Annotated in this window: 15 protein-coding genes; 5 read left to right on the plus strand and 10 right to left on the minus strand. The window is 42.1% G+C overall.

Annotation, left to right across the window (positions count from 1 at the left end; all coding sequences use genetic code 11):
• Positions 1-17: 17 nt before the first annotated feature.
• From FC87_RS04135 to dnaA, 10 genes are all read right to left on the minus strand, one after another.
• Positions 18-2,033, minus strand: a complete 2,016-nt coding sequence (locus FC87_RS04135) for a DHH family phosphoesterase (RefSeq protein ID WP_191975879.1) — start codon at positions 2,031-2,033, stop codon at positions 18-20.
• Positions 2,034-2,148: 115 nt separating this feature from the next.
• Entirely contained in the window at positions 2,149-2,400 is a 252-nt protein-coding gene (rpsR, locus tag FC87_RS04140) for a 30S ribosomal protein S18 (protein WP_009166395.1), read from the minus strand.
• Positions 2,401-2,435: 35 nt separating this feature from the next.
• Positions 2,436-2,945: a single-stranded DNA-binding protein gene (ssb, locus tag FC87_RS04145; RefSeq protein WP_009166396.1), complete on the minus strand. Its 510-nt coding sequence runs from the start codon at positions 2,943-2,945 to the stop codon at positions 2,436-2,438.
• Positions 2,946-2,971: 26 nt separating this feature from the next.
• Positions 2,972-3,265 carry a 30S ribosomal protein S6 gene (rpsF, locus tag FC87_RS04150; protein ID WP_009166397.1) on the minus strand — a complete coding sequence of 98 codons (294 nt, stop codon included), beginning with the start codon at positions 3,263-3,265 and terminating at the stop codon, positions 2,972-2,974.
• A gap of 189 nt (positions 3,266-3,454) precedes the next feature.
• Positions 3,455-5,929: a DNA gyrase subunit A gene (gene gyrA, locus FC87_RS04155; RefSeq protein WP_035421857.1), complete on the minus strand. Its 2,475-nt coding sequence runs from the start codon at positions 5,927-5,929 to the stop codon at positions 3,455-3,457.
• Between the two features lie 54 nt (positions 5,930-5,983).
• Positions 5,984-7,933, minus strand: a complete 1,950-nt coding sequence (gene gyrB, locus FC87_RS04160; RefSeq protein ID WP_009166399.1) for a DNA topoisomerase (ATP-hydrolyzing) subunit B — start codon at positions 7,931-7,933, stop codon at positions 5,984-5,986.
• Positions 7,934-7,961: 28 nt separating this feature from the next.
• On the minus strand, positions 7,962-9,074 hold the full coding sequence (gene recF / locus FC87_RS04165) for a DNA replication/repair protein RecF (protein WP_009166400.1): 1,113 nt from the start codon (positions 9,072-9,074) through the stop codon (positions 7,962-7,964).
• A gap of 8 nt (positions 9,075-9,082) precedes the next feature.
• Positions 9,083-9,301, minus strand: coding sequence for a S4 domain-containing protein YaaA (gene yaaA, locus FC87_RS04170; RefSeq protein ID WP_035421855.1), 219 nt, complete (start codon positions 9,299-9,301; stop codon positions 9,083-9,085).
• A 167-nt stretch (positions 9,302-9,468) separates the two neighbouring features.
• Positions 9,469-10,608 carry a DNA polymerase III subunit beta gene (gene dnaN / locus FC87_RS04175; RefSeq protein WP_009166402.1) on the minus strand — a complete coding sequence of 380 codons (1,140 nt, stop codon included), beginning with the start codon at positions 10,606-10,608 and terminating at the stop codon, positions 9,469-9,471.
• A 190-nt stretch (positions 10,609-10,798) separates the two neighbouring features.
• Positions 10,799-12,124 (minus strand): chromosomal replication initiator protein DnaA, encoded by a 1,326-nt coding sequence (dnaA, locus tag FC87_RS04180; protein ID WP_082619218.1) that lies wholly within the window; start codon positions 12,122-12,124, stop codon positions 10,799-10,801.
• A gap of 487 nt (positions 12,125-12,611) precedes the next feature.
• On the opposite strand from dnaA, the gene rpmH reads away from it, so the two are divergent.
• The 5 genes from rpmH to mnmE all read left to right on the plus strand — a co-directional run bounded on the left by rpmH (position 12,612) and on the right by mnmE (position 16,424).
• Entirely contained in the window at positions 12,612-12,746 is a 135-nt protein-coding gene (gene rpmH, locus FC87_RS04185; RefSeq protein ID WP_035421847.1) for a 50S ribosomal protein L34, read from the plus strand.
• 61 nt (positions 12,747-12,807) lie between these two features.
• Complete coding sequence (gene rnpA / locus FC87_RS04190) at positions 12,808-13,170, plus strand: ribonuclease P protein component (RefSeq protein ID WP_054690515.1); 363 nt, start codon at positions 12,808-12,810, stop codon at positions 13,168-13,170.
• A complete protein-coding gene (gene yidC / locus FC87_RS04195; protein WP_035421843.1) occupies positions 13,164-14,000 on the plus strand; it encodes a membrane protein insertase YidC in 837 nt (278 codons plus the stop codon). The genes rnpA and yidC overlap by 7 nt, the downstream gene beginning before the upstream one ends.
• Before the next feature lie 152 nt (positions 14,001-14,152).
• Complete coding sequence (gene jag, locus FC87_RS04200; protein ID WP_056961720.1) at positions 14,153-14,881, plus strand: RNA-binding cell elongation regulator Jag/EloR; 729 nt, start codon at positions 14,153-14,155, stop codon at positions 14,879-14,881.
• Positions 14,882-15,032: 151 nt separating this feature from the next.
• Positions 15,033-16,424 carry a tRNA uridine-5-carboxymethylaminomethyl(34) synthesis GTPase MnmE gene (gene mnmE / locus FC87_RS04205; protein WP_056961722.1) on the plus strand — a complete coding sequence of 464 codons (1,392 nt, stop codon included), beginning with the start codon at positions 15,033-15,035 and terminating at the stop codon, positions 16,422-16,424.
• The last annotated feature ends 16 nt before the right edge of the window (positions 16,425-16,440 follow it).

Consider the following 16,440-nt stretch of genomic DNA (forward strand, 5'->3'; position numbering starts at 1 on the left):
TAACCGCGTTTAAGCAATTAAACCTCCGTTGCGGCCTCGGTTTGCTTTTTAATTGCTGCCACCAGTTCCGTGCGGGCTGCCGTAATATCTTTGTCTGCCAACTGCGTTGCTCCTGCTGTCAGATGACCGCCCCCGCCTAACTCTTCCATGATTAATTGGACATTAATTTTACCATTGCTCCGAGCTGAGATCCCAATTTTATCATTGGTCCGCTGATACACGATAAAGGAGGCTTCCACTTGGTTAACTGATAATAACGAATCAACGGCCTTAGCTGCCGTTACTGCATCATAATTGCGATCTACCTCTGCCGTAATAATTGCAATTTGGTCTGACAAGAAATCAACTAGAGAAATTAAGTGAATTTCTGCCAAATAATTATCTCGATTTTCCTTCAAGAAATAAGAAACCTGATCCACATCTGCTCCTGATGAACGCAAATAACTAGCAGCATCAAACGTTCGTGTTCCTGTCCGCACTGTAAATGACTGGGTGTCGACTACAATGCCGGCCAGCATCGCGGTTGCCTCTAACTCACTAATTGGTTCAACGTCCCCCGCTTGATATTCGAACATTTCTGTAATTAATTCACAAGCAGACGAAGCATAGGGCTCAACGTAGGCTAACAATGGATTTGCTGGAAAGTTTTCTCCTCGCCGATGATGATCAATAATAACGGTTCGATTACTCAACCGCTGATTCAGCTCCTGTGCTGCCCCCATGATTGGGTTCGAATGGTCAACCATAATCAATAAACTTTCATCGGTTGCTAGCTTATCGGCTTTCTCTGGAGTAATCACCGCAGCGTTTAACTCCGAATCCTGCTTAATTTCCTGCAATAGCCGTTGAATATCAGTATGCACATCCTCTTCATCAAAAACAATGTAACACTGCTTATTGTTCATCTGCGCAATTCGTCGAATCCCCAGAGCCGCGCCCCAGCTATCCATATCAGGAAATCGATGACCATCAACAAAAATCTGATCAGAGCTTTTCATTAAATCTTGCAGGGCATGCGTAATCATTCGTGCTCGCACTCGCGTCCGTTTTTCCATCGGATTGGTCTTTCCGCCGTAGAAACGAGCAGGCTCATCCACCGGCTTGATCACCGCCTGATCTCCACCACGACCTAGCGCCAAATCTAGATTACTTTGAGCTAATTCTGCTAGTTTATTCAGATCGGAATCACCATAAGCAATCCCGACACTTAGAGTAATTGGATAGTTTTGTTGAATCGTTTCTTTGCGAATTGTATCAAGGATGCTAAATTTATCCTGCTCAATCTTTTCTAGAGTTTCAACATACAGCATCATCATATAGTGATCAGCATTAATTCGTTTAAGGTAGACCCCATACTGTTGCGCCCAACTGCTAAGTTTATTGGTAACATAGTTTCGTAAGTTAGAAATTTCTTGATCAGACATAGCTTGACTAAGCTCGTCGAAATTATCAAGATAAATTTCACCAATACTAATCTTTTCATTCTCATACTTAATTTCAACTTCGGCATATTTGGTAATATCTAAAAGATAGATCGTCTGGTATTGTCGTTGAATAAGCATTACAAACTGCCGCTGCTGCCACGTAGCGGTGAAGGCCTCTGTTTGATTCCAATGTTTGCGAATAATTTTATATAGCTCAGGTGCCGCTGTTTCTAACGCTGATCCAAAGATTCGTTCATCAGCAAAATATTTTTGCAAGTATGGATTAATCCATTTAACTCGCTGAACTTGATCCAGCATCAAAATTCCTACCGGCATTTCTAACAGGGCTTCTTGTTCCCCACGAGAAACCACGTATGACAAGTCTGCCATGTAATTATTGACCCGCTGCTCAACTAAGTTCAGATCACGAATTACTACCGTTAAGCCTACACATGCCAACACCAGTAACAACACACCCAGCCAGAAATTATAAAGAAATGAGATTACCAACCCGCTAATTAAAATCAAGGCAATAAAAAATGAGATGTTCCGCATCTGTCGATTCTTTAAAAAGGGTGGCACGTTAAAATGGAACGTAGCTTTTTTCATGTTTCATCCTTATACATAAATTTAATGTTTGTTAAACTTTCTTTAATTATACCAGTGTTATCCCGAAAATTTTAGTTATAAAAAAAGACTTAGCCGTAGCTAAATCTTTTTTTAACTAGTCTTCTACTACGAATGGTAACAAGCCCATAATTCGTGCTCGTTTAATCGCAATGGTCAACTTACGCTGGTTTTTGGCACTTGTTCCACTAACTCGACGGGGTAAAATTTTACCTCGTTCTGAAATAAAGCGCCGCAATAGGTCAACATCTTTATAATCAATGTATTCGATGTGGTTAGCAGCGATAAAATCAACTTTTCGGCGTCGGTGTCCTCCACGACGTCCGCGTGCGTGTCGTTGTTCAGCCATGTTATTCCCTCCTTTATATTAAGGTAAACTCTTCTTTAGAACGGTAAATCATCATCAGAAATATCAATTTGGTCACCAGACCCGGCAAATGGATCAGCAGCTGGGTTATCATTGCTACTTGAGCTAGTGCCGGTGTTCGGTTGGTTATTCTGGTTATTTGGTGTCCCAAATGGATTTTGTTGCGGAGCCTGGCTACCGTTGTTGGAATTCCCCTGCGCACCACCTTGTCGGGGTTCTAGCAGCGTGAAGTTTTCTACAACTACCTCGGTTACGTAGACTCGTTGACCCTGTTTGTTTTCGTAGTTTCGGGTTTGAATCCGTCCCTCAACTCCCAGTAACGAGCCCTTGTGAACAAAGTTTGCCAAATTTTCAGCTGATTTCCGCCAAATAACACAATTGACGAAGTCAGCTTCCCGATCACCATTAGCATTAGTGAACCGGCGGTCAACAGCCAAGTTAAAGGTTCCTACGGCTGTGCCTCCTTGGGTGTATCGCAAATCAACATCACGTGTTAAACGTCCAGTTAGGACAACGGTATTAATCATCTGAAACGCTCCCTTCAAATCGCAAACTAGGCATCACGCTTAACAGTCATTTGACGTAAGATGTTATCGCTAAATTTAGCTAAACGATCAAATTCGTCAATGGCCCGGTTATCATCAGCAGTTAAATTAACTACGTGGTAAATACCTTCAGTGAAACCACCAATTTCGTAAGCAAAACGACGCTTTGACCAATCCTTTGAGTCAAGAATCTGGGCTCCATTATCAGTCAAAATCTTATCGAAGCGTTCCACTAATTCAGACTTAGCAGCTTCGTCAATGTCAGGACGAATAATGTAAGTAATCTCATACTTGTTTTCCATGAATATGCACCTCCTTATGGACTATCGGCTCTTCAGTGATTTGAAGAGCAAGGGGACTTAGATTAATTAATCTAAATCACATCTGCTAATTTTATCACGAAGTATTCTAAATTTCAATCTACGAAATGTTTTTTGCGATACGTCCCCAAATACGCAAAAAAAGAAACCCTCGGGTTTCTTTTTTTATTTTTATTCAGTTTGCATTGAATCTGATTCCTCAGCGGCGGGAGCAACAATCGTCATGGTAGCTACCTTTGAACCATCATCCAAGCGAATCAAATGCACTCCAAGGGTTGCTCGACCGGTTTGCGAGACATCCGCAATGGCCATTCGAATCAGCACTCCCTGGGTAGTAATCAGCATCACATCTTCATCGCCAGCAACAACGTTCATTCCCACTAAAGGACCATTTTTTTCCTTAATCTGGGCGGTCTTAATTCCTTTGCCGCCACGTCCTTTAATCGGATACTGAGCCACCGGCGTTTGCTTTCCAAATCCATTTTCAGAAATTACAAAAACTTGTTGGCCTGGAATTAAACGATCGGCACCAATGACCCAGTCATTTGGACGCAGCCGAACACCACGCACCCCGGTAGCCGAACGACCCATCAATCGCACTGCATCAACTTGAAAGCTAACCGCATAACCCTGCCGAGTTGCTAAAATCATATTCTGATTAGATTTCACTAGTAAGACTTTAATTACTTCATCATGCTCTCGCAGGTTGATTGCTTTTAACCCATTATTTCTAATGTTAACAAATTCAGCCAATGCCGTTCGCTTAACCGTCCCCATCTTGGTAGTAAAGAACAACTGGTCTGGCTGATTTGGCGCTGGATTTGCAACGTTTAAAATGGTTTGAATCTTTTCATGCTGATCAAGATGCAGCAGGTTAACAATCGGAAGTCCCTTAGCAGAACGGCCATATTCTGGCACTTCATAGGCTTTCAGCCGATAAACTTTTCCCTTATTAGTGAAAAAGAGCAAACTATCATGGGTCGAACTAGTTAACAGGTGTTCAATAAAGTCGTCTTTATTAATTCCCATCCCCTTAATTCCACGACCACCACGATTTTGCGCCTTGAAATCATCCGTTGTAATGCGTTTAACATACCCATTGTGCGTTAGCGTAATCGTGACATTTTTATCTTCGATTAGATCCTCGTCCTCGATGTTAGTAATTTCACCAATCATCAATTTCGTCCGCCGCTTATCGCCAAACCGCCGCTGGATGTCCAACAATTCGTTGTAGATAATCTCATTAACCCGATCATGACTGGCCAAGATCTCTTGATAGTCCTTGATCTGGGCAACTAATTTATCATGTTCGTCTGTAATCTTGTCACGCTCTAGCCCCGTCAAACGAACTAATCGCATATCCAAAATTGCCTGGGCCTGCTTGTCATCAAGCTCAAAATTTGTAATCAATTCTTGTTTAGCAACATCACCGGTTTTTGAACTACGAATAATCTTAATTACCGCTTCAATATTATCAAGGGCTACCAATAAACCGACTAAAATATGGGCACGAGCCTGCGCTTTTTTCAAATTAAACCGGGTTCTACGAACAATTACTTCTACCTGGTATTCCAGGTATTCGTTTAAAATCTCCTTGAGACTCAGAACTTTAGGGGAACCATCACTAATGGCTAACATATTAAAACTATATGAAGTTTGCATCAGAGTTAATTTGTATAGATTATTCAAAACCACTTCGGCGCTAGCATCGTGGCGAATGTCGATGGCAATCCGCATTCCTTCCCGGTCAGATTCGTCATTAATCGCTGTAATCCCATTAATCCGCTTATCTCTGACCAGTTCTGCAATTCGTTCGATTAATTTAGCTTTGTTGACCATGTAAGGAAGTTCAGTAACGGCAATAATTTCTTTGCCATTTTTTTCCGTTTCAATCTCGACCCGGGCTCGTACTGTAATGTTACCCCGACCAGTTTCATAGGCTTTACGAATTCCTGATTTGCCCATCACAATTCCACCGGTTGGAAAATCAGGTCCCGGTAAAACTTCCATTAATTCTGTAACACTAGCATCCGGACGCTTCATCAAGAGATGAATTGCTGAGATAACTTCACTTAGATTATGCGGAGGAATATTTGTCGCCATTCCCACTGCGATCCCCGTTGCCCCGTTTAATAGCAGATTAGGGATTCGTGCTGGTAAAACTACTGGTTCTCGTTCGGTTCCATCATAATTGGGCGCAAAGTCAACGGTATCCTTGTTCAAATCTCGAAGCATTTCAAGAGAAATTCGGCTCAAGCGCGCTTCAGTATACCGCATCGCTGCTGCCCCATCACCATCAACTGACCCAAAGTTTCCATGACCATCGACTAGCAAGTAACGATAACTAAAGTCCTGTGCCATACGAACCATCGCTTCATAAATAGAACTATCACCATGTGGATGATATTTCCCCATAACATCCCCAACGATTCGCGCAGATTTTTTATATGGTTTGTCTGGAGTAACTCCCAACTGATCCATTCCATACAAAATTCGACGGTTAACTGGTTTGAGCCCATCACGGACATCTGGCAACGCCCGCGCTACAATCACGCTCATGGCGTAATCCAAGAACGATGACTTCATTTTCCTTGATAATTCAATGTTTGTAATCCTGCTATCAGGTGTTCCAGCGTCGTTTGCCACTTGAATAACCTCCGTTCCCTCTCTTACTTGCCTGGTAATGTTTCACATGAAACATTACACATCTAGGTTTTCCACAAATTTGGCATTTGCTTCGATAAATTGACGACGAGGACCAACTTCTTCTCCCATTAACATGGTAAAAGCAGCCGCTGCAGCCTCGGCATCATCCGAAGTAACTCGCAGTAAACGACGATTTTCCGGATTCATTGTAGTATCCCACAATTGTTCCGCATCCATCTCTCCTAGTCCTTTGTACCGCTGAATTTGCGGCTTGGGCGCAGCTGGAAGCGATCCGAGCAGTGTCTGTAGTTCTTCATCGGAATCAATATACTGTTGAAATTTATTTCCCTGGCGAACCCGATATAAAGGAGGTTGTGCAATGTAGACATACCCCGCATCAATCATGGGACGCATAAAGTTATAGATTAAAGTCAACAACAGCGTTTGGATGTGGGCTCCGTCAACATCAGCATCCGTCATAATAATTAGTTTATGATAGTGAGCTTTGTTAACATCAAATTCTGAACCAAATCCAGTTCCCATCGCGGTAAACAATGACCGGATTTCTTCGTTGGATAGAATTCGATCCATCGTGGCCTTTTCAACGTTTAAAATTTTACCGCGAATCGGCAAAATTGCCTGGGTTAACCGGGAGCGTCCCTGTTTGGCCGACCCCCCAGCAGAATCTCCCTCCACGATAAACAATTCTGAAATTTTAGGATCCTTACTAGTATTGTTGGCCAATTTACCGGGCAAGTTATTAATTTCCAAACCACTCTTTTTCCGAGTAACTTCGCGGGCTCGTTTAGCAGCAGAACGGGCCTTAGCAGCCAATAGTCCCTTTTGAACAATCTCTCGAGCAACCTGCGGATGTTCATTCATAAACTGTGAAAATTCCTGACTAAAAACGTGATTCGTTGCTGTCCGTGCATCCGAGTTACCTAATTTGGTTTTGGTCTGCCCCTCAAATTGTGGATCTGGATGTTTCACACTAACAACCGCCGTAATGCCTTCGCGAACATCTGGCCCTGTGAGATTTTCTTCGTTATCTTTAATCAGCTTGTTGGTTCGTCCGTAACTGTTAATGATTCTGGTCAGTGCTTGCTTAAAGCCTTCTTCGTGGGTTCCACCCTCATAGGTATTGATGTTATTAGTGAATGTTTTTAAGGTACTGTGATAATCATTTGTGTATTGTAGTGACACCTCGACAGTGATGCCATTTTCAACCCCTTCGACGTACACTGGGTCTGGAAAAACTGGTTGCCGCCCTCGATCCAAGAATTCTACGTAGTGCCTGATTCCGCCTTCATAAAGAAAGTCGTGTTCAACTGGTTCTTTTGACCGCTCATCTCGAATTGAAATCTGAAGGCCTTTGTTTAGAAAAGCTAATTCACGGACCCGGGTCGTTAGGGTCTCCATATCAAAGACGGTGGTCTCCGTAAAGACATCTGGATCCGGTAAAAAGTGCACCTTCGTACCATGCTCTTCGTGTGGTGCTGTTCCAATTTGTTTCATGGGCGTCTGTACATGCCCTCTGACAAAATCCATATAATAGCGTTTGCCATCACGAGTAACTTCGACTGCTAGTTCGGCGGAGAGAGCATTAACCACCGAAGCTCCTACACCATGAAGCCCTCCAGAAACCTTGTATCCACCACCACCAAACTTACCTCCGGCATGGAGAATAGTGAAAACTGTTTCTAACGCCGATTTGCCAGTTTCTTTTTGCAAATCAACTGGAATCCCCCGACCATTATCAGTAACTGTAATACTGTTATCTTTTTCAATTACAACGCTGATTTTAGTGGCAAACCCAGCAAGGGCTTCATCGATCCCATTATCAACAATTTCCCAGACTAAATGATGCAAGCCTTGTGAATTAGTGGCTCCAATGTACATCCCGGGACGTTTACGAACTGCCTGTAATCCCTTCAAAACCTGAATCTGGCTGGCATCATATTCAAGCGCCTGCTCTGCTTTACTTTCCTCTGGCCGATCAGTCATTTTCGTTCCTCCTTTGTCATGCTGTTTCCTACTCCAAAATCTTTCCTGCTTGAATCCGAAAAACAGCCGGACTGTGAATGAGCTTCATCGTAATATCGCTCATGCTAGTTGTTGTCAAAAACGTCTGCACTTTATCTTGAATAGCCGTCAACAAATGGGTTTGCCGCTCACAATCTAACTCGGATAAAACATCGTCTAATAATAAGACTGGATACTCCCCGGTTTCCTCTTTCATCAGATCAATTTCTGCTAGTTTGGTAGCCAGCGCTGCAGTTCGTTGTTGTCCTTGAGAACCATACACAGCTACGTCCTTTCCGTTTACCAAAAATCGTAAATCATCGCGATGTGGTCCAAACAACGTGGCCCCTTGACGAATTTCTTTATCTCGATTGGCTTCAAATTGGGCGCGCAAGCCCTGGTAGATACTCTCAACTGAAGTCAGTTTGTCCTTGGGAAGCGCTGTTACATAACTAAACTTCAAGATTTCTTTTTGATGCGAAATTTCTTGATGAATGGACTGAGACCAGTGTTGTAATTTTTGTAACAACTGCACTCGTTGATAGATCACTTCGGCAGCATACGCCGCTAATTGATCAGACAAAACAGCTAAGTAAACCAAATCATGAGCCTGATGGAAATGCAATTGACGCAAGTAGTTATTTCTTTGCTTTAAAATATGTCGATACTGCGTAACATTATAAAGATAGCGGTTACTCATCTGACCAAACTCGATATCCATGAATCGACGTCGTTGTTGCGGTGCTCCTTTTACCAACTTGAGATCCTCGGGCGCGAACAAAATTACATTTAATGCGCCAATATAACTGGATAATTTTGCTTGTTCGATGTGATTTAACTTAGCTCGCTTATTTTTGGGACGTAAACTCAGTTCTAGCTGGATCGTACCTGCGTTCCGCTGGACAACCCCGCATAAATCAGCCGTGGCCGCCTCCCAACTAATTAATTCCCGGTTATTATTAGTCCGATGACTGCGCGTCAAGGCCAAAACGTAGAGTGCCTCTAACAGATTAGTTTTTCCCTGCGCATTGGCTCCGATTAACACGTTAATGCCAGACGAAAAATGAGCTTGCAACTTTTGATAATTACGAAAATTTTGTAATTTTAAGTCTGTCACCTGCATACAGCCGCCTACTTAGCCTTGATAAAAAAAAGACCCGTTTCAGGGACTCTGATCGTATCACCCGGATACAATTTTTTCCCTCGCCGATTTTCTGGATCATCATTAACAAAGACCGCCTTTTCACGCAAATACCACTTGGCTTGTCCACCAGAAGCAATAATATCCTGCATCTTTAATAATTGACCCAATGTTATATAGGGAGTGTTGATTACAACCTCTTTTTTCATCCTGCACCCGCTTTCAATTATCTTAATTATACGCTAAAAATCCTAAAAAGTACATATTGCCCATTTATAGACGATCTCAGCGATGTATAACTTTTTGCGATAAAAATCACCATTAGGAATAAAAAAAGCGCATATCGAATGATATGCGCTTTTTTTAAATTCTTTCTCTAAAAAGTTCTAACGGGCGTTATTAGTTGAATAAATTCATCTGGTCGCTCCAACGGCTTAATGGTAAAGGGGCGAAGTGCCGAAGTAAAGGCCACTTCGACTGGAACCGATCCAAAGACCCGCAGTGCTTCTCGCAAATAATCTGGGTTAAATGAAATTTCAAGATCATTGCCACTCAAAGCTTGTGGTTCTAAATTTTCTTCAACCTTTCCGACATCTGGAGAATTACCGGTAATCATAACTTGCTTATCTGCCGGCTTAATCGTTAGTTTAATCACATTATTCCGAGATTCATGTGACAACAGCGAAGCTCGCTCAACTGCTGCTAGAAGCTCACCAGCTGCAAACTGAACTTTTGTATCCGAACTATTAGGAATTAGACGGGAAGTATCAGGATAGTTTCCTTCTAGCAGGCGGGAATAAAACTGTGTTTCCCCGAAGGTAAACAACACCTGATTCTCTGACAAACTAAGTTTAATTAAATCTTCCTCATCGTCTAGCATGCGCGAAAGTTCTTTCAAACTATCGCCAGGAATGACGAAATCAGCTGGCGAGGTAAGTGGACTTTCCAATTCAACTTCGCGTTGACTTAATCGATGACTGTCCGTGGCTACTGCTAATAAATGTTTTTCCAACGTAAAGTGAACTCCAGTTAGAATGGGGCGACTTTCTTGTTTTGAAACCGCAATGACCGTTTGACTAATTACTTCTCGTAACAATTTAGCTGGTAGTTCAATTTGGTGCTCATGATCAATTTCTGGCAGGTGGGGATAGCCATTTGCATCTAGTCCATTAATATTAAATTCAGAATTCCCAGATTTAATCGTGGTTTGATACTGATCAGCAACGTCTACTTGGAGTTCTCGATCTGGGAGTTTCTTGACAATTTCTGCAAAAAAACGGGCTGGTGAGAGTACCAAACTACCGGTTGCTTGAATCTGGAGTTCGTTATCAGGGTTAGCGGTACTAATCGTGGTTTGAATTGAAATATCTGCATTACTTCCAGTTAGCATAATTTCATGGTCAGTTACATCAATTTTTAATCCCGTTAAAATTGGAATGGTGGTCTTTGCAGAAATTGCTCGTTGCACCACATTGAGTGCCTTAATAAACGCAACACGATTAATTGAAAAATTCATATGGTCAGCCTCCTAGCTGGGTTTAATTTAATTAAAGTAAAAGACTTAGTAGTAGTAGCAGGACCTGTTATTTGTGTTGATAACTAGGTGAATGGTTATTAACTGCACGCGCAGTCCCTGTTGATAACTTTGTGGGTAAACCAGACTAGTTTTTCATAGTTATCCACAAGTGCATTATATCATTAGGCAGTTAATGTTTTAATTCGGTTCGTAATTCAGTGAGTTGTTTTTTTAATTCAGGATCGGTCCCTAACCGTTGACTAACTTTTTTACAAGCATTCATCACGGTGGTGTGATCTTTTCCACCAAAAGATTCGCCAATTTTGGGTAACGAATTATCAGTTAGTTCACGGGCGAGATACATTGCAATTTGGCGAGGTTGCACAATTGATTGGACTCTTTTTTTACCCTTTAGATCTCTGACAGAAACGCTGAAATAAGAGGCCGTGGTCTTAATGATGAGCTCTGGTGTTAGGGGATTTTTAGTCTGAGTTAATTTAAGTGATCGAAGTGATTCTGCAACTAAATCCATGGTAATCGGCGTTTGTTTTAAGGCCGCATAGGCTTTGATGTGCGATAACGCCCCTTCTAGTTCTCGGACGTTTGAGTCGATCTGACCAGCAATGTAACTCATGACGTCGTCTGAGATATCAAGTCCCTCTGATTTGGCTTTTGCTCGTAAAATTGCAGAACGTGTTTCTAAATCGGGAGCGGTGATATCAACTGATAGTCCCCATTTGAACCGTGAAACCAACCGATCGGTTAGCGAATTGATTTCATTGGGGAGCCGGTCAGCTGTCATTACAATTTGCTTATTTTCTTCATATAAAGCGTTAAAAGTATTGAAAAATTCGTCCTGAGTTCCTTCCTTGTTAGCCAGGAACTGAATATCGTCAACTAGGAGTAGATCAACTTTGCGATAAATACCGCGAAATTCCTGCATTTTATTGTTTTGCAGGGCGTCAATGAAGTCATTAGTAAATTTTTCGGTCGTAACATACTTCACAACGGCCTCTGGATGGTTAGCGAGGACTTTGTTACCGATGGCCTGCATCAGGTGGGTTTTACCAAGGCCAACTCCACCATAGAAAAAGAGTGGATTATAGACTTTTCCAGGATCCTCTGAGACGGCTAAAGCAGCCGCATGTGCCATCTGGTTTCCCTGCCCAATTACAAAGGTATCAAACGTGTAGTTTGGATTGAGATGGGGATCAGTCACCGGCTTTTGGGTAACCGGTTGCTGGGGGCGTGTCAGCGGTTGGGCGTCACCTGGCAAGATGGTTTTGGGGGTGATATCTTGATGGGTAATACCGTAGGCATACTCAATAAATGATGAAGTTAAATTACTGTTCCAATAATCTTGGTGCAATGAGGTAGGCACCTCAATCGTGAGGACCTTTCCGTCAAAGGAAATTGGTTTTGCTGAATCAATCCATGTGGCAAACGTATTATGATCAAATTTAGGGTTTGCTTTGAATTTTGCTTTGATTTGATTCCAAAGGTCTGTTTCATTCATACGAAGTCGTCCTCCTAGGAAAAACATAGCCGTAGTTTAGCACGAAAAAAATAAGTTTTCCACAGAGGTAATCAGTCTGTGTATAAATGTTTCACATTAGTGGTAAAAGTTTTCCACAAGGGTGTGAATTAAAATCAAGTCCAGGTAAAAAATTAAGTTTTCAACCACTTGCTGTGGATAACAAAAGCCTGTTATAAATAGTTTTAGACTAGATCTATAAATTTATTAACAACCTGTGGATAAAAATAAATAACAGCTGTGGATTTGTGGAAAATATTGGGAAAACATTGTTAATATATGCTACAGTTATCCACAGGAATTCACAGGTGTTTTTTATGAAACTTTTTTTAAAGCCACGGATTGTGGGCTGTAATCGGAAATTAGTTCTTTGCGCAAATTTTGTTTTGTGATATCATTGAAAGGAAATACTAGTTAGAGTATTAATTAAGCGAATTAGGTAATCAAAAGAAAGTAAGGAGGGTTTGTAATGAAGCGAACTTACCAACCTAAGAAACGTCACCGTAATCGGGTGCATGGTTTCCGTGCCCGGATGAGCACTAAAAATGGTCGTAGAGTATTAGCTCGTCGGCGGCAAAAAGGTAGAAAAGTATTGTCTGCATAGACCACTGATTCTTCGGTGGCCTTTTTTATTTTAAACAGACGGTAGTTTGGAGACCCTTTTAATGAAAAAGTCATATCGCGTAAAAAAGGAAGCAGAATTTCAGCAAGTTTTTGAAAAACATCAATCAGTTGCTAATCGACAATTTGTAATTTATCAAATGGAAAAACCGGGTCAGGTACATTTCCGAATTGGGATTTCGGTTGGGAAAAAAGTTGGCAATGCAGTACATCGGAATTGGGTTAAACGGCGAATCCGCCAGACTATGACGGAACTAAAGCCTAAATTACGTCCGGATGTTGATATTTTGATAATTACTCGTCCGCAGGCGGATGGAATGTCGATGGACGCAGTGCGGGCGAGTCTCAGGCACGTATTAAAACTGGCCCAGCTCCTGGAAACTGATGAACATGGGGAAGAATCGTGAAAAAAAATAAAAAATATCGTTTGCTAGCGCTGATCGGCAGTTTGGGAATTTTATTATCTGCTTGTAGTACAGCGCCAATTAATAGTCATAGCAGTGGTATCTGGGATGGTTTAATCGTTTATAATTTCTCGCGCGCCATTATTTGGCTATCACGAGCTTTTAATAACAATTATGGAATTGGAATCATTCTGTTCACAATTGTGGTTCGTATTATCATCTTGCCACTGATGATTTATCAAACACGCAGTATGAAAAAGACTGGGGAGTTACAGCCGCAGCTGAAAGCTTTACAGCAAAAATATTCATCACGAGATACTGAGACGATGATGAAGTTACAAACGGAACAACGCCAACTTTATAAAGAAGCTGGGGTGCATCCGATTGCTAGTATGCTACCGCTGATAGTTCAACTGCCGATTATTTTTGCTTTGTATCAAGCAATTTTGCGAACGCCAGTGTTGAAAACGGGAGAGTTTCTCTGGTTACAATTGGGGAACCGCGATCCATATCTGGTGTTACCAATTCTAGCAGCGCTCTTCACCTTCTTTAGTTCTTGGCTTTCGATGAAATCTCAACCGGAGACAAACGGAATGGTGATGATGATGACCATTTTCATGCCGATTGTAATCTTTTTTACGGCCTTGAGTGTTCCATCTGCGCTTTCGCTATACTGGGTGGTGACTAATGCTTTCCAGGTGGTGCAGACGTTGTTTATTCAGAATCCGTGGAAAATGCAACGAGAACGGGATGAAAAGGCACGGGCTCAAAGGGAGCATGATCGAGCAGTTGCCAAGGCCGTTCGGCGGGCAAAACGCAGTCACAAAAAATAGTTTAGGTAACCACGAATAGAAATATTCGTGGTTATTTTTTAATCAATTATATTTTTCGAAATTTAATAATCTAAAATCTAAAAACCTCTTTTTAGTCGGTTGCTTTTGTGCTATGCTGAACAAATGAAATTAAATTGTGGGAGATTGAAATCATGCCTAAGTACAAAGGCGACACGCTTGCAGCAGCAATTGAAAATGGATTAACAGCATTACAACTTGATCGAAAAAATGCACAAATAAAAATTTTACAGCAACCACAACCCGGTTTTTGGGGGTTATTTAAGAAACCAGCACAAGTCGAAATCAAACGGCAGGCAGTTTCTAATGCTCAGCAAGCCACCTTGCCTGAGCAGCAACCTGAGGGAGAAGCAGCGCAACCAGTCACTCAGCGACCAGCTGCAACGCGGCCGCAGACTAGATTCGACAAAAACTATGCGGTGGTTCATGATCTAGCTACCTATTTGCAAAATGTTTTAGACCAGCTGGGGATTACAGCAACGCTGAAAGTGGCAATGCCTACTAGTAAGTACGTGTACATTGATTGTCAGACGGATAAGGAAGGCTTGTTAATTGGAAAACACGGGCGTACGATTAATGCGCTTCAGCAACTTTGTGAATTTTATTTGAACAATCATGGGGTTAATTATGTTGAAGTAACCGTAGATACCGCTGATTACCGGGCACGACGTCGGGTGATTTTGTCTGATTTAGTGCGCAAGACGGCGAGAGATGTCCAAATGAGTGGTCAGCCTGTCCATCTGGATGCTATGCCAGCTGCAGAACGAAAACAGGTGCACAGTGAAATTGAGGTCTATGATGATTTGATGACCTATTCGATTGGAAATGATCCTAACCGCGAAGTAGTTGTGGCACCTCGATAGTTATAATTTGACAATGATAATGGTTAAATTTAACATGAGATTAAGTTTAATTTATCTTGATAAAGTAGTGAAAGTACTTTGTCCCAGGGCAATCGCATGTCTGGGGTGGGTACTTTTTTTATGTAATGAAGCGGTTGGGAGGCTTTGAAGCATGTCATTGATGACAACGGATTACGATACAATTGCAGCTATTTCGACTCCGCCAGGTGTTGGTGGGATCGCAATTGTTCGGGTGAGCGGGAGCACTGCTATTGCACTGGTTGAAAAGGTTTTTTCTGGACCAGATTTAACTAAAGTGGCAACTCATACGATTAACTACGGTCATCTGATCGATGCGGGTGCTCATCGAGAAACCGTTGATGAAGTCATGGTGACGGTAATGCGGGCGCCACAAACTTATACTAAAGAAGATATCGTTGAGATTAATTGTCACGGAGGGATTGAAGTTACTAACCAAGTACTTCAGTTAGTTTTGCGGCAAGGGGCACGATTGGCCGAGCCGGGAGAATTTACCAAGCGGGCTTTTTTGAACGGTCGCATTGATTTATCGCAGTCCGAAGCAGTGATGGATTTGATCGATGCCAAGACAGCAACAGCACAAAAGGCAGCGTTGAATCAGTTGGATGGTAGTTTGTCACGGGTGGTCAAACGATTGCGCCGAGAGTTAGTGGATTTACTGGCAAACGTTGAAGTGAATATTGACTATCCCGAATACGATGGTGCAGAGACAGTCACCACGAAACTAATGCAAACAAAGACCAATAAAATTATGCAGGAACTAGATGAGCTACTACAGACGGAACAACAAGGTAAAATCTTACGTGATGGCTTGGAAACCGCAATTGTTGGTCGGCCTAACGTGGGGAAATCTAGCCTATTAAATTGTTTATTACATGAAAATAAGGCAATTGTAACTGATGTTCCGGGAACGACCCGTGATGTTCTCGATGAGTATGTTAATGTGCGCGGGGTCCCGCTCCACCTGATTGATACGGCTGGGATTCGAAAAACTGACAACCAGGTGGAAAAGATCGGTGTCGATCGGTCCAAAGCGGCTTTGAAAAAGGCTGACTTGGTGTTGTTGGTATTAAATGCTAGTGAAAAACTAACGGCTGGTGACCGAGAGTTACTAGCAGCAACCCAAGACAGTAAACGCATAATCTTATTAAATAAAACTGATTTACCGGAACTAATTGAACTAGATCAACTGGATGTTCCAAAAGCAACCCTTATAAAAACCTCTGCGGTAGCTGAAAATGGAACTAGGGCACTCGAAGCAGCGCTTGCAAAACTATTTTTTGAAGAGGGAGTTACTTCCACCCAGCTCGATGTCATGGTTACGAACGCTCGGCAGGCTAGCTTGTTAGAGCAGGCTCGGTCTGCTTTGCAGACTGTTTTGGAAGGGCTGAAGCAAGGGTTGCCAGTTGATATTGTTCAAATTGATTTACAACGAGCTTGGGAGTTTTTGGGTGAGATAACCGGTGACAACTATGATGATGAATTGATGGATCAATTATTTAAAAAATTTTGTATTGGAAAATAAAATGTTTCATGTGAAA

The sequence above is a fragment of the Fructilactobacillus florum DSM 22689 = JCM 16035 genome (assembly GCF_001436645.1).
GTDB classification, from domain to species: domain Bacteria; phylum Bacillota; class Bacilli; order Lactobacillales; family Lactobacillaceae; genus Fructilactobacillus; species Fructilactobacillus florum.

Bases quoted from the DNA above. Each gene is read 5' to 3' on its own strand.
- mnmE (WP_056961722.1), top strand. From the start codon at position 15,033: ATGTCATTGATGACAACGGATTACGATACAATTGCAGCTATTTCGACT.
- rpsF (WP_009166397.1), bottom strand. From the start codon at position 3,265: ATGGAAAACAAGTATGAGATTACTTACATTATTCGTCCTGACATTGAC.
- dnaN (WP_009166402.1), bottom strand. From the start codon at position 10,608: ATGAATTTTTCAATTAATCGTGTTGCGTTTATTAAGGCACTCAATGTG.
- rnpA (WP_054690515.1), top strand. From the start codon at position 12,808: ATGAAAAAGTCATATCGCGTAAAAAAGGAAGCAGAATTTCAGCAAGTT.
- gyrB (WP_009166399.1), bottom strand. From the start codon at position 7,933: ATGACTGATCGGCCAGAGGAAAGTAAAGCAGAGCAGGCGCTTGAATAT.
- dnaA (WP_082619218.1), bottom strand. From the start codon at position 12,124: ATGAATGAAACAGACCTTTGGAATCAAATCAAAGCAAAATTCAAAGCA.
- jag (WP_056961720.1), top strand. From the start codon at position 14,153: ATGCCTAAGTACAAAGGCGACACGCTTGCAGCAGCAATTGAAAATGGA.
- rpmH (WP_035421847.1), top strand. From the start codon at position 12,612: ATGAAGCGAACTTACCAACCTAAGAAACGTCACCGTAATCGGGTGCAT.
- recF (WP_009166400.1), bottom strand. From the start codon at position 9,074: ATGCAGGTGACAGACTTAAAATTACAAAATTTTCGTAATTATCAAAAG.
- FC87_RS04135 (WP_191975879.1), bottom strand. From the start codon at position 2,033: ATGAAAAAAGCTACGTTCCATTTTAACGTGCCACCCTTTTTAAAGAAT.
- yaaA (WP_035421855.1), bottom strand. From the start codon at position 9,301: ATGAAAAAAGAGGTTGTAATCAACACTCCCTATATAACATTGGGTCAA.
- rpsR (WP_009166395.1), bottom strand. From the start codon at position 2,400: ATGGCTGAACAACGACACGCACGCGGACGTCGTGGAGGACACCGACGC.
- ssb (WP_009166396.1), bottom strand. From the start codon at position 2,945: ATGATTAATACCGTTGTCCTAACTGGACGTTTAACACGTGATGTTGAT.